Annotated in this window: 8 protein-coding genes; 2 read left to right on the forward strand and 6 right to left on the reverse strand. The window is 63.1% G+C overall.

Annotated elements, in window-relative coordinates; translation table 11 throughout:
* Nucleotides 1-5: 5 nt before the first annotated feature.
* From VGN66_RS04920 to VGN66_RS04945, 6 genes are all read right to left on the reverse strand, one after another.
* A complete protein-coding gene (locus VGN66_RS04920; protein WP_327517743.1) occupies nucleotides 6-1,043 on the reverse strand; it encodes an alkene reductase in 1,038 nt (345 codons plus the stop codon).
* 12 nt (nucleotides 1,044-1,055) lie between these two features.
* A complete protein-coding gene (locus VGN66_RS04925) occupies nucleotides 1,056-1,952 on the reverse strand; it encodes an SDR family oxidoreductase (RefSeq protein ID WP_327517744.1) in 897 nt (298 codons plus the stop codon).
* Nucleotides 1,953-2,242: 290 nt separating this feature from the next.
* Complete coding sequence (locus VGN66_RS04930; protein WP_327517745.1) at nucleotides 2,243-5,008, reverse strand: pitrilysin family protein; 2,766 nt, start codon at nucleotides 5,006-5,008, stop codon at nucleotides 2,243-2,245.
* Between the two features lie 72 nt (nucleotides 5,009-5,080).
* Nucleotides 5,081-8,515 (reverse strand): TonB-dependent receptor, encoded by a 3,435-nt coding sequence (locus VGN66_RS04935; RefSeq protein ID WP_327517746.1) that lies wholly within the window; start codon nucleotides 8,513-8,515, stop codon nucleotides 5,081-5,083.
* Nucleotides 8,516-8,625: 110 nt separating this feature from the next.
* Nucleotides 8,626-9,603 (reverse strand): FecR family protein, encoded by a 978-nt coding sequence (locus tag VGN66_RS04940; RefSeq protein WP_327517747.1) that lies wholly within the window; start codon nucleotides 9,601-9,603, stop codon nucleotides 8,626-8,628.
* Nucleotides 9,600-10,127 (reverse strand): sigma-70 family RNA polymerase sigma factor, encoded by a 528-nt coding sequence (locus tag VGN66_RS04945; RefSeq protein ID WP_327517748.1) that lies wholly within the window; start codon nucleotides 10,125-10,127, stop codon nucleotides 9,600-9,602. The genes VGN66_RS04940 and VGN66_RS04945 overlap by 4 nt, the downstream gene beginning before the upstream one ends.
* A 176-nt stretch (nucleotides 10,128-10,303) precedes the next feature.
* Here VGN66_RS04945 and VGN66_RS04950 point away from each other — a divergent pair, with 176 nt between their 5' ends.
* Together VGN66_RS04950 and VGN66_RS04955 are read left to right on the forward strand one after the other, a co-directional pair.
* Nucleotides 10,304-11,248 carry a DUF1080 domain-containing protein gene (locus VGN66_RS04950; protein WP_327517749.1) on the forward strand — a complete coding sequence of 315 codons (945 nt, stop codon included), beginning with the start codon at nucleotides 10,304-10,306 and terminating at the stop codon, nucleotides 11,246-11,248.
* 553 nt (nucleotides 11,249-11,801) lie between these two features.
* Complete coding sequence (locus VGN66_RS04955) at nucleotides 11,802-13,652, forward strand: asparagine synthetase B family protein (protein WP_327517750.1); 1,851 nt, start codon at nucleotides 11,802-11,804, stop codon at nucleotides 13,650-13,652.
* The last annotated feature ends 7 nt before the right edge of the window (nucleotides 13,653-13,659 follow it).

Below are 13,659 nucleotides of genomic sequence, written 5' to 3' on the forward strand. Positions count from 1 at the left end.
ACTGCTTAGATCAGGGTCGCACGCATCGAATCGTCGAACGGGACAAGGTCTGCGCCGGTGCGGATCCGTTCGGCGAGATCGGGATTGGCGATGAAGGCTCGGCCCCAGGTGATGGCATCAACCATCCCGCTTTGCAGCTCCGCCTCCGCCTGTTCGGGCGTCAGCGACGCCCCGGAGACGATAACGCCGGTGTACAGCGGACGGATTTTGCGCACCATCCGGCCTGCCGTGGCGAAATAGTCCGAATTGGCGCAGCTGACGTCAATTCCACCCAGGCCCAGTTCGCTTAGAGCTGGAGTTAAATGGCCGATCATCTCGTCAAGGTCGGGCCATTCATAAAGTCCGCCCATGAAACGCGAGGGAGAAATGCGCGCCATGACCTGCCGTCCGGGCACAGCCTTGGTGACGGCTTCAACCAGCTCCAGCGCAAACCGACACCGGTTTTCGACTGAGCCGCCATATTGGTCGGTGCGGTCGTTTACCTGCCCATCCAGGAACTGGTCGGGTAGATAGCCATGCCCCATATGAAGTTCCACTGCATCAAAGCCTGCGTCGAGCGCACGTTGTGCCGCAGTAACGAATTGCGCGTAGATCTGCGGCATCTCTGCAGCATCAAGCGCCCGCGGCGTTCCGAACGGCTTGTCGTTCTGGCGGTTGTGCCCCGCTGCAGCGCGGGCCGTTGCGCTCACCGGCGGTCCGCCGGTGAAATCCTCATGCGAAATCCGCCCCATGTGCCAGAGCTGGCAGGCGATCGCCCCGTCTGCGGCGTGAACCGCATCGATCACTGGACGCCAGGCACGCGCGTGGCGGTCTTCGGCGATATAGGGGGCGTTGACCCAGCCATCGCCGGTGGAGTGGATAATTGTGCCTTCGGTGAGAATGAGACCTGCCCCGCCCTGTGCCCGCCGCTCATAATAGCGAACCATCTCTTCGGTCGGGCACCGGTCGGCGTCTGCAAAGCTGCGGCTCATCGCCGACATAACCAACCGGTTACGCAGCGGGATGAAGCCTGGCTCAGTCAGCGCCTGAAACAACTTTTGCATGAAAAAACTCTCTCAGCTGAACCGGAACTGGTCGAAATGGGGGTGGCGTAGATAGGCATGCAGCGTTGCCCGCCAATCGCGTTGCAGGTCAAGACGTTCTGTTTTCAACCGATCACAGCTCAATACCGCGCGATCGGGGCGACGGCCCAACTCGTTGCCGGCGACGCTGGCGGCATCGACCGGCACTACACGCAGCCGGTCCTGCCAACCCAGCGCGCAAACGATTTCGTGCGCGAGTTCAGCAAAGCTCGCTTCGCCGTGGCAGGCCATCTGGTAACGCCCGCGACATCCGGCGAGCATCAAATGGAGGGAGTTGAGAGCGAGATCACGCGTCCAAGTCGGCTGCCAGACCCGATCTCCTACCTCGAACTCGCGCTCTCCCCGCTGGATCGCAGCATGCATGGCGGGAATGATGCGTCCTACAAAATTCTTGTCTGCGGCTTCCCCGCCAAAGAAGCCTGCCATCACGACAATGAGTGCATCCTCACCAAAAGCATCTTCGATGCGGTTCTGGGCTTCCAGCTTGAGCTCCCCATAGAGGGAGAGGGGGCGTTGATCCTCAGTTTCGGAGATCGGGTTCGACCGTCCATCATGGGTCAGGAACGTTTGCGGGTAGAACAGCCGCGCACCTGCCGCTTTTGCCAGGCCTATCGCTTCAACGGTACCGTCCACTATGGTGGCGCGCGCGCCCTCTGGATCTCGCGCGCACCCCTCGACATTCACCATCGCTGCGCAATGAACGAGCCAGCCATTTTCAGCATGGCCGACGGCGGCACGCATCGCTGCGCCATCGCGCACGTCGAGATCATGCTTGCCGGGATTGGCTACGGTCAGTCCAGGAACCGCAGCAATCTCGCGCGCCATATCGCCGCCGAGCATGCCATGGCCGCCGGTTATCAGAAATCTCATCCTTTGCCGCCTTATTCTGGTTGTGCAGCCCCAAGGCCGCGCGTCGGTTTCAGCAGGCTAGTGCTGATTCAGCGAAGCTGAACACGACCCTAGCGTGGGTCTGATTGACGCGCAATTTTCGAATGCCAGAGGAATTTGCCCTGCCGTATGCGATGGAATCGCGGATGCACTTTGCCTACGGCTGCCTGAAAAGGCGACGCTTGACGGAGGCGTGGCGAAGCGATGCTGAGCGTACTAGTCGCGGCGCTTGAAGGAGTGACGGCCCCCAACGGCGCGGGCGGATCATCGCTTCAGCGCAGTCTTTTACCGTCGGAGTCCCACACTTCAACCGGGCCGAGGCTGAGCGCGCGAACCGCCGTTTCGATCTTCGACAGGTCTCCAACGATCACCCAGGTCATCGCATCGGGGTTCAGCATCGTCGCGGTCTTCGCCAGTGTCTCCGGCGTCAGCGCGGCGTAGCGCTGGGGAAGGGTGGTGAGCCAGTCATAGGGCCGATCGTACTGATCGACCCAGTGCAGATACCCGACCATCGCATTGTTCGTCTCGAACTGGTCGGGCAGCGTCAGCACCCGGCCGCGCACGAACAGATTGAGTTCCTGCGTCGTTACCGGCTGCTTGCCGGTGATCCCGTGCAGTTCCTTGGCGATTTCCGACAATGCGGGGGCGGTCCGGTCGGTCTGCACGCTTGTGCTGACGGTAAAGGTCTGCGGCCCGACCCCGCCGCCGATCCCGCTGCCTGCGCCATAGGTCCAGCCCTTGGCCTCGCGCAGGTTCATGTTGAGCCGCGCGGTGAAGCCGCCTCCCAGTACGCCGTTCAGCGCCTCGAGATCGAAATTGGCTGGATCCAGGCCGTTGGGCATGATCTGGCCGACGCGGATCACCGACTGAATCGCACCGGGCTTGTCGACCAGCACCACGCGCGGGGCGGTCTGCGCGGTCAGCGGGACGAGCGTTTTGCTGCCCTTGGCCATCACGGGTGCCCTCCAGGTCCCGATATGCCGTTCCAGCGTCGCGATCAGCGTGTCGAAATCGACGTCGCCAGCGGCGTAGATCGTGCCGTTGTCGGGGCGGATCCAGCGCGTGTGGAAGGCGGTCAGGTCCGCGCGGCTGTACGATGCGATGGTGTCGGCGCGACCGGCAAGCCGGGTGCCATAGGCATGGTCGGGGCCGTACATCGCATATTTGTATGTGTTCGCCGCGATGCTGCCGGGGTCGGCCTTGGCCTGTTGCAGCCCGTTGAGCGCGTTCTGGCGGTCGCGTTCGAGGTCAGCGTCACGAAAGCCGGGACTTTCGATCATGTCGGCCCACAGGGCGACGGTTTCGTCGAGCGAGGGCACCAGCGCCGAGGCCGCGAAATTGCTCGTATCAGAGTCCCCATAGGCATAAATCCGCGCGCCGAGCATCTCGCTGCGCTCGGCGAACTGACTACCGGTCAGTGCCTGCGTGCCGTCGCCCATCACGTCGAGCATGAAGCCCTGCAACCCGGGCTTGGCGGTCACGTCGGCCGCGCCGCCTGCGTCGAAGGCCGCAACCAACTCGACCGTCGGCGTCCCCTTTTTGTGCGAGAAGACGACGCGCATGCCGTTGGAGAGCTTGGTCTCGCGTCGCTCGGGCAGGGTGAAGGAGCTCATTTCGGCGAGCGCGGGCAGCTTGCTGCGATCGGCGCCGTCGGGGATCGAGCGATACTGGCCGAACGGCTCGACCGTTAGCCGGTAATTGGGCCGCGCGACCCACGCGTGCACCGCGCCCTGCACCCTGGCTGACGTCAGCGCGGCAAACTCCGCTTCGGAGGCGGCGTAGCGGCCGGGGTCGTTGTTGAAGAGCATTCCGCCCGACAGCATCATCGCACGGATAAACAGCGACTCGCGTGAGCGGACATTGTCGCCATAGGCGATCGTCTTGTAGCGCTGGAGCTCCGCTGGCGTCGGGCCCCCGGCGATGAAGCGATCGAGCTCGCGCTGGAGCGCCGTCTCGGCCTCGGCGCGATCGACGCCTGGCTTCAGCCGCATGTCGATGGTGAACATGCCGGCGACCGCCGCGCCCTGGTAATTGACGTCGACATTGGTGGCATAGGGATGGTCGATCACCAGTGCCTGATTGAGGCGCGACAACCGCCCGCGCCCCAGCACCATTGCCGCCATGCGCAACGCGGCACTTTCCGGCGCGTCATTGCCGGGAACCGCCCAGCTCCATGACAACGCCGTCTGGGGGACATTGTCCTGCACCACTTCGGTGCGCACGCGATCGAGCGTGGGGACCCACGCCTGGACGCGCGAGACCGGGCGGCCGGCGGGGACGCTGCCGAAATATTTGGTGACCATCGTGCGCGCCTGATCGAGCGTCACGTCGCCCGCGATCGTCACCACGGCATTGGTCGCGCCATAATAGCTGCGGAACCATTCCTTGACGTCGTCGAGCTTCGCTGCGTCCAGATCGGCCATCGAGCCGATCGTCGGATGATAATAGGGGTGGTTGACCGGGAACAGCCCGCGCGCCCGCATTTCCGGGATCATCGAATAGGGCTGGTTTTCATAGGTGCGCTTCTCGTTCTTCACGACACCACGCTGCTCGTCGAGCTTGGCCTGCGTCACCGCGCCGAGCAGATAGCCCATGCGATCGCTTTCGAGCCACAACACGCGCTCGAGCCCGCCGGTTGGCACCACTTCATAATAATAGGTCTGGTCGAGCGACGTTGCCCCATTGACGCCGGACACGCCGATCTCCTGCAGCGGCGGCATATATTCGTCGTCATGGTGCTCCGATCCGTTGAACATCAGATGTTCGAACAGATGCGCAAAGCCGCTCTTGCCCGCCGGCTCGTTCATCGATCCCACGCCATACCAGACGGCAACCGCGACCTTCGGCACCGAATGATCCTCATGCACCACGACGCGCAGACCATTGGGCAGGGTGAACGTATGATAGGGGATCGGTGCGCTCGCTGCTGGGGAGGCTGCTGTCACCCCAGCCTTCTGTTTCGGCGCGGTCTGTGCGGTGGCCGTCGGGATGATGAGCGCCGCCGCTGTCGAAGCGAGCAGAAACTTGAGCAAAGTCATGATGGAAAGCTTTCCAGAACAGAACCGGCCGACGCGCGATAGCTGCACCGGCCGGTCGAGAATCGAGGACGATCAGAAATTGGCGGAAGCGCCGATCTTGAAACCGCGGCCGCCAAGATAGGTGGCTTGAGTGAACACCTTGGGCGATCCGCGCTCGCCGCCGAATGTCTGTTCGACATCAGGATCACGGGTCCCGTTGAGGAGATCGGTCCCCTCGATATAGATTCGGAATTTTCCGAATTTCGGGCGGAGATAATATTCAGCGCGTAAGTCCAGCGTCTGCACGCCTTCGTTATAGACGCTGAGCGCGCGGGGGCGGAGCTGGGCGAGCGAGCGCGACTGGAAGCCATAGGTCAGCGTCGCGTCGATATCATATTTGTTGTAGGTCAGCGCCGCCGTACCCGAATGCTTGGGCTGCTGGGTATAGGCCAGGCCCGGAAACTCGAAGACGTGGTCGGGATCGGGATCGTAATTCCACTTGTACCGGTCGGTCCGCGAGCTGTGCGTGTAGGTGTAGTTCAGGAAGACGCCAAAGCCGCTCAATATTCCCGGCAAGAAGTCCAAACGCCGTTCGGCCTGCGCTTCGATCCCCCACAATGTCGCGGGGGCGTCGCTGTTCGCCGGCGTGCCACCGGTGACAAAGACCGAACCGGGATTGGCGGGGTCGAAATAGGGCGCCCCCTGGAAATAAGGATGATCAGGAAGCGTCACCGCTTCGAGTGCCGCCGGGCCATTGGTGATGTTGGTCTGCAGCAGATTATTGGTCCGCTTGTAGAAGCCGCTCAGTTTGAAGATCCCGACGCCGGAATAATATTCCGCGCTGAGGTCGAAATTGTGCGTGATCGCCGGCTTCAGGTCGGGGTTGCCGCTGTTGATCTGCAGGATCGGCTTGACGCCTTCGGGCCCGGGTATCGGGAAGTTGATGAAGGCGATCCGCGTCTCGCTCGACAACTGGCCGATCGAGGGGCGCGCGACCGACAGGAAATAGCCCCCGCGGAAAATCAGGTCGTCGCTCTCGCGATAATTGAACAGGATACGCGGCAGAAAATCCTCAGCCACGGCGCTGTTCGTCACAAGCTTCGAGAATTGCGCCTGAAAATCGGTGTCGTTGCCGATCATGCCGTTCAGCATCGGGCCGATATAACTGGGAAAATTGAGATTGGTCGCCGCCAGCTTCGTGCGATTGTAGCGAACGCCGCCGATGACCTCCAGCTTGCCGAACTGCAGCTTGCTCTGCAGATAGGCGGCGAAGTTGGTTTCCTTTGTGTTTTCGTCGTCTTGGCCAGGGATCGGAGCGATCGGGCTAAGCGTCAGACCGGTCGTGCCTGCCAGGGTCGTGATTTTCGCGACGAAGTTGCGCAGCGATGCTTCGCTGATCACCGTCAGGCCCGGATTGCGAATGCCGATGCGCGTCAGACCCGACGGTGCGAATTCGAGTCCAACCGACTCGGCCGGCACGTTCCCGCCGATTTGCGTCCGCCTGACATCGCTCTGGAACGACGTCCGTTCGTAATAGGCGCCAAGTTCGACATAGGAGAGCGGGCCGGCTTTCGCATCCCAGCGGACGCTGCCGCTCGCGGTGTAGCGGTCGTTGCTACCCATCGCATCGTCGATCTGGCCGCTGGCGTTGTCGATCGTGAAATTGCTGGGATCGTTGATCAACGCCCAGCCAGCCGTGCTCAACAGCGGCAACGGGATGCCACTCCCCGCGCGCGGCGCGAATCCGGTGACGATCCGGCCGGTCGACGGGTCGATCGCTTCGGGCAGGAACAGCGCCGCGCTCGCATCGCTGTCCGCCATGCGCAACTCGGTCGTAAAGCTGCGCGGGCTTCGTTCGGTCCCCTTGGCATAGCCGGCCAGATATTTGATCTCGAAGGCGCCGAGCTGCGTCTTGCCGTTCAGACTGTAGGTGTCGGTGACCTTTTTGGAGTCGGGATTGTACGAATAGGTCTGCGACCGGAAAATGCCTTGATTGCCGGGCGTGAGATCAAGGTTCAACTCGGCGTTCGGAGTGCCTCCGGGGATGACCGAATATTCAGCAGCAGTGGCGAAGGTGTCGGTGAGTGAAAAGAAGCTGTTGATCGATTCCGAGTGCTGGGCGTCGAACTTCAGGTTGGTGTGGTTGCCAACGCGCCATTCTGCCGAGAGCGTCGCCGCGAACACCTCATTCTCATTATGATAGAATTTCGTCGCCAGGCCGCTGGGATAATATTGATTGGATCCCGCGACGAACGGGAAATCCAGGAGCGGATCGACCGCCTCCTCGGTCAGCGCAGGGACGCCGCCGGGGCCGACCGGCAGATAGCGCCCGAAGTTCATCCGGCCGCCATTGCTGCCCGCGTCATACGCGATCGAGCGCGTATTGTGACGTCGATATTGGCCCGAGACGCTGAGGCCGAAATTGTCGGTCAACTTGGCCGACACCGTTCCCGAGGCGAGAAAGTCGGTACCGAAATCCTCCGGAATGCCGCCGCCTTCGACCAGGAGATTGGCATAGCGCTTGGGGCGATCCAGCGGCGACATCGTTTCGATCTCGATCAGGCCGCCGGTCCCCGAGCTGTCCTGGCTGGGCATCAGCGACTTGTGAATGGTGATGCGACTGACCGAATCCGCGAGAAGGTTGGACAGGTCGGCCGAACGCCCTACGCCATTGCCGACCGGGAGATTAAGCCCATTGAGCTTCACTGCGTTCATGTCCGGCTCCATGCCGCGGACGATCACGTTGGTACCATCGCCCGTCACGCTGTTGCGCTCGAAGGAGATGCCGGGCGCGCGTCGCAGCGCTTCCGAAAAGGTCGTGCCGGTGAAGTTGCCGAGATCGTCAGCCGAGATCACGTCGGCGCTGTTCTCCGCCGTCCGTTGGATGTTGAGCGCGGTGGCGCGAGCGCTGCGCGATCCGTAGATGACGATCGGCGCGTCGCTATCGTCGATTGCCTCGGCGAGCGCGAGCGTAAGCTGGGCGCGATCACCGCCGCTTACCGTTACGGTGCGGGTCAGCGGGGCATAGCCCAGATAGGTGATTTCCAGCGTGTAAGAGCCGGCGCGGAGCGCAGGGAACCGGAAATTGCCAAAATCGTCGACGCGGGTCGTCTCACCGGTCTCGACGATCCGGACAAGGGCGCCAGTGATGGGCGACGTGCCGTCGGGTCCGGTGACATGCCCACTAAGTGCGCCGTCGCCCGTTTGCCCCGTCCGTGCCGGCGCGGTCGCGGCGGCAACGACGAAGGAACCGCCACCAGTGACGGTTAGAGACAGGCCGGTACCGCTGATCAGCGCTTCGTAAGCGGACCGTGCCGTATGGGCGCCGCGCAGTGCCACTGCCTTGTGGTTGCGCACGGCATTGCCCGAAAAGACGATGTTCGTGCTGGTGCGCGCCGCGACCGCGCGCAACGAGATTTCGAGCGACTGAGATGGAAGGTCGAAACTGTAGCGGGCCTGTGCCTGAGCGACGGGAATGGTCAGCGCGCTCGTGGCGACGGCAAGCACTGCGATAGTCAGTTTGGACACCTGCAAAATTCCCCCAATCCGGAGCGACCCCCATGACGCTCCGAAAAGGTAGACGATGCTGCAGCGCAAAACCGACATCGCTTCGTTATAAAAATGCAATATCGGTTGGTTCAGGGAACGATTTGAAGCGTTTCGCCCTGTTTTCGGACATGAAGTCCGTGCAGCGCCGCCATTGCCTCGGCGAAATCGCGCGTCTCGTTCGTGGCGAAAACACCCGAGATGGGAAGGGCCGCCAGCCTTGGGTCCGTGACCACAAGCTTTGCGCCACCATAGCGATTCAGTTCGGCGACCGCCTCGGCCATCGGCGTATCGCGGAAAATCGCCTGGCCGTGCCGCCAGGCAGTGGCCACTTCGGCAGATTCGGTGTCGATAACCGGCTGTCTCGCGCCCGATGCAGTGAACCGCTCCCCAGGCGCGAGGATAGCGCTTGCCTGTGCGGCAGTGCCGGTCCGGGGCGACAGCTCGGTAACCGCAACCTTTCCGTCAATCAGCGTGACGGTGACCGAATCACCCTCGCGCCGGACTAGGAATACCGTTCCAATCGCGCGCACCTGCTTGTCGCCTGCCGTGACGATGAAAGGCCGCGTGGCGTTATGAGCAACTTCGAACATTGCCTCGCCATGGTCGAGGCGGATGGTGCGGGTTCCCGGCGTAAAGTCGATGTCGACCCGGCTGTTGGTATTGAGCGCAATGCGACTGCCATCCTCCAGCACGGCGACCTTCTGCTCGCCGACCGCGGTCGCGTAGCCTTGCTCGGGGGCGACTAACATCCAAGTGGTGCCAACGCCGAACGCAACCAGCACCGACGCTGCGAGCGCCAGCGCCGAACGGCGCGTTACCGACCGCCAAGCTGGGACGCCGCCCGGCGCGCGCGCGTGCATGCGGCGTTCTGCGTCCATACAACGCACGGCGCCCGGCAGCAGCGTCCATATTTCGGTTGCGCGCTCGAAGGCAGCGCAATGCGCCGGGTCGGCCTCGAGCCAGGCGTGTAGTCCGCGCTCGATACTGTCGGTGCGCTCGCCTTGGAGACGCGCGACCCACGCCGCCGCTTCTGCATCGATCGACGCGGGATGGGGTTTTCCGCTCACCAGCTCGCCATCCAGTCCATCAATTGCAGTGTAGCGCGAGCGACCTGCTTCTCCACGGCGGCCACGCTCATCTGCTCTGCCCTGGCGATCTCGGCATAGCTCATATTGTCCAGCCGCCGGCTTAGCAGAATCCGTCGAGTCCGTTCAGGGAGCCGTTCCAGGCCGCGCGCAGCATGGCGCAGTCGTGCCTGTTCCTCGACGATCTCCGCCGGACCGGGCGTGCTGTCCGCGATATCGCGCAGATCGTCGCGATGCGCGAAGGGCGCGCGCGCGTTGCGGCGATGGCGGTCAATCGACAGGTTGACTGCGGCGGTGATCAGCAGCGCCTCCTGCGAGCGCCCGATGGTCGTTTGCTGATACTGTTCCACTTTAAGAAATGCGTCTTGAACCAATTCGTCGGCGTCCTGATCTGAGATGCCCTGCCGCAATACGGCGCGCCGGGCCTTTGCCATCATCTCTGCCAATGTCGGCATCGATCGAACGCCCTCAGCTACCCAGACGACCGAGCAGGTGAAATCCGACATCGCGTATCGCGGTAGTGGGTATTGACTCGAACACATCGGCATAGTGACGTCGCCTGAAGAGGATGCAAGCGGGCATCCTGCCAAATGGGTAGCGCGCGGATTGAGTGCGGCGACGATTCCACGATCGCGGTGACCATTTGCGAATGGGGGAGTTTATTGTGGGACCGAAAGTCACAATGACCGCGCTGGCCCTGACATGTGCCGCGTGCGTTCCGGCGCCCGAGCCCGCAAGCACGCCTGAGGCCACGTCGCTGAACCGTGCACGCGTAGTGAGTGCCGGCCGCTCCGCTACGCTGCAACAACTCCGACTTGTCGATGTACCCACGCCCACCGGCCCGGCCCGCAGCCTGTTCAACGGCCGCGACCTCAGCGACTGGGACAGCTGGCTTGGCTACCCCGACCCGGCCGTCACCTATCGCGACGATCCCGGCGCATTGGCGATCGGCACCAGCCGCGACAGGAGTGGCGATTTCGCAGTGCGCATGATCGACGGTGCGCCGGCAATCTGGATCAAGGGCGAAACCTGGGGGAGCCTGGTCCACCGCGACGACCTCCGCGATTACCATCTGCGTCTCGAGTTCAAGTGGGGCGAGGAGACGTACGCACCCCGTAAATCATTGCCGAGAAACAACGGCCTTCTCTATCACACACATGGAGAGCCGGGCACGGTGTTCGGTACCTGGTCGCCCGCGATGGAGTTCGAGATCATGCGTGGCTCGACTGGCATGCTGGTTGCCGTCGGCAAGACTGTTCGTGGCCGTACCACGGCCGCCCATGACGCGCGACTGATCGAACCGCACCTGCGCTTTCAGCTTGGCGGGCACGAGGTGGACATGGTCAACGGCACTCCCACATGGAATGTCGAGGCGGCGCGGGATGAGGAACTGCCCATCGGACAGTGGAACACGCTTGACCTGTACGTGGTCGGCGACCGCGCGGTGCATGTCGTGAATGGGGTGCCGGTGGCGCAGGTCCGGGATATCGCCACGATCGCGCCGGACGGGTCTCGCCGACCGCTGACGCACGGCCGGATTCAGCTTCAGTCAGAAGGCGCCGAAACTTGGTTCCGCAACATCACGGTCGAACCAATCGCCAGCATGCCGCGAATCGTCCCCAAGTAGCGGGGCCGAAAGCCGCGAGGGCGCGATCCGAAGCCTGGCAGAGGGGGCCGATACTGAGAAACGCATAGCCGACATGAAACATAGCCATCTTCAGAAGGTCGCGACCAACGGACTTTATGGCCTACAGAGTGTCCCTCCCGTCGCGGGGAATTGTCCGTCAGGGCAGGCGCGGCGACAACGGTCCAATGCGCCGCGTTGCTCTCGAGGTAGCTCAGATAAGCGGCGCAGCAAAATGTCGGATTATGCGATAAACAAGTCGTATGATCGACAGCGCAAGCCATAGAAAACAATGGCCTTGTGACCCCTACGGCAGCCGAATGGCAGGAACTGGGCCGGTTGCTGAACGGCAGGTCCTGGCCAAGAACTGGCTATAGCGGCAGGTCGGCTTTCGCGCGGCCTCGGGGCGGCGTCTGGCGGCATCGAAGCTGCGGCAATCTTGCTAGGGGTATTTACAGACAGGCAGTAGACTGCGGCAACCATTGGCCCCCGACTTTGACGGCCTGCTACAATTCGGGCAGTTGGTCGGCGATCTGATCCGTTCGAGGTCGTTGTCTTGGCCATCGCAGGCGCGCTGCACATTATTGGATCGCCAGTCGATCTCGCTCGATCTCTGAAGGCGATGGCCTTGGGGTCGGGCAAGGGTCGCGTCCACGATGCGCCGGGCGCGACATTGGGTGTGTGTGACGACGCCACGCTTGCAATTGATGGTGCCGTCGTCGCGCTGTTCCATGGCCGCCTCGACGATGCCAGCGGCGTCACGGGGCGGTCGGCCGCCGAGATCGTCGCACGTGCCTATCGCCGCTGGGGTGAGAACTTTGCCGCGCGGCTGATCGGTGACTTCGCGTGCGCGGTCTGGGACAGCGCGGCGCAAAGGTTGCTGCTGGCGCGCGATCCTTTTGCTGCGCAACCGCTATTCTACTGGCGTAACGGTGAGGCGTTGCGCTTCGCGACCGAACCACAGGGCCTTTTGGCGGAGCCCGACGTCCCGCGCGGGATTGACGAAACCTGGGTTGCGCGCTGGCTGGCGCTGCTGCCGCAGAGCGATTCCCGTACCGCATATCAAGGGATTGAGCGGGTTATACCGGGGCATGTCGCGCACTTTGACCAGCAAGGGCATCGACAGACCCCCTTCTGGAAGCCCGAAGCACTCGCAAGAATCGAGCTACCGCGCGACGCCGATTATGCCGAAACGATGCGCAACCTGCTTGATGAAGCGGTCCGTTGTCGTATCGCCGGGCACAGCGCGGTCGGCAGTACCTTGAGCGCGGGACTCGACAGTTCCAGCGTCACGCTGCTCACCGCGCGCCAACTCGCCACGCAGGGTCTGCGCCTTACCAGCTTCACTGCAGTGCCGTCGGCGGGGTATGACGGCAGCGGCCCGAGCCATCGCATTTGCGACGAAGGGCCGCTGGCCGCGATCGTTGCCGGGGCCGAGCCAAATATCGATCATGTGCGGGTGCCGAACGGCGGTCCACCGCTGTTCGACATTCTCGATCGCGTCGCGGCGACGGCCGGCATGGCCGCGATGAACCCGGTCAACCAGGCTTGGGTCGATGCAATCGGGTTGGCGGCGAAGGACCGTGGGATCACCGTGATGCTGGGCGGGGGCATGGGCAATATGTCGATCAGCTATCATGGGCTCGACGCGTTGCCCCGATGGGCGCAGCGAGGGCAGTGGGTCAGGCTCGCGCAACACATGTCGGCGCTGCATCGGAACGGACATAGCTGGCGTGCGCTCGCCAGCCGCGCGATCCTGCCCGCCTTGCCGCCGCGACTGCGCCGCAGGATCCGAATCCTCGCCGGTCGACCTGAAGATCAATTGCATCAATTCTCGGCGCTACGTCGCGATTTTGCGGTGAGGCTTGACGTGATCGATCAGGCGGAAGGCATGGCCGGCAATGTTGCTAATCTGGCACCGGGCGGCGATCCGCGCCTTGCCGTCATCCGGCGGACCGATCCAGCGATGGCATTGCGCGCCGAACGGCGGCGCTTTGGCTATATTCACTGCGATCCGACGGCGGACCGGCGCGTGGTAGAATTTTGCCTCGCCATCCCGGTCGAACAATATCTGCTGCACGGTGAGAGCCGGTCGCTGGTGCGGCGCGCAATGGCTGGGCTATTGCCCGACGCGGTGCGGCTGGAGACGCGCACCGGATTGCAGGGCGCCGACTGGGCGATCCACGTCAACGCCGCGCGCACCGAGATCGCCGCTGAAATCGATCGGCTGGAAAGCAGTGGACTCGCCAGCGCTTGTCTGGACCTGCCGCGCCTGCACGCGCTGTTGCGCGATTGGCCGAGCACCGGTTGGGATCGTTACGACGTCGCGCAAAGCTATCGATTGGCGCTGATGCGGGCCGTGGCGACGGGTCGCTTCCTGCGGCGCTTCGAGGGCTCAAACGCCTAGAGTTTGT

Origin of the sequence: Sphingomonas sp. (genome assembly GCF_035998645.1) — a bacterium.
GTDB lineage: Bacteria > Pseudomonadota > Alphaproteobacteria > Sphingomonadales > Sphingomonadaceae > Sphingomonas.

Excerpts from the sequence above, each read along its gene's own strand:
- VGN66_RS04920 (WP_327517743.1), bottom strand. The coding sequence starts at position 1,043 with ATGCAAAAGTTGTTTCAGGCGCTGACTGAGCCAGGCTTCATCCCGCTG.
- VGN66_RS04925 (WP_327517744.1), bottom strand. The coding sequence starts at position 1,952 with ATGAGATTTCTGATAACCGGCGGCCATGGCATGCTCGGCGGCGATATG.
- VGN66_RS04930 (WP_327517745.1), bottom strand. The coding sequence starts at position 5,008 with ATGACTTTGCTCAAGTTTCTGCTCGCTTCGACAGCGGCGGCGCTCATC.
- VGN66_RS04945 (WP_327517748.1), bottom strand. The coding sequence starts at position 10,127 with ATGTCGGATTTCACCTGCTCGGTCGTCTGGGTAGCTGAGGGCGTTCGA.
- VGN66_RS04950 (WP_327517749.1), top strand. The coding sequence starts at position 10,304 with ATGACCGCGCTGGCCCTGACATGTGCCGCGTGCGTTCCGGCGCCCGAG.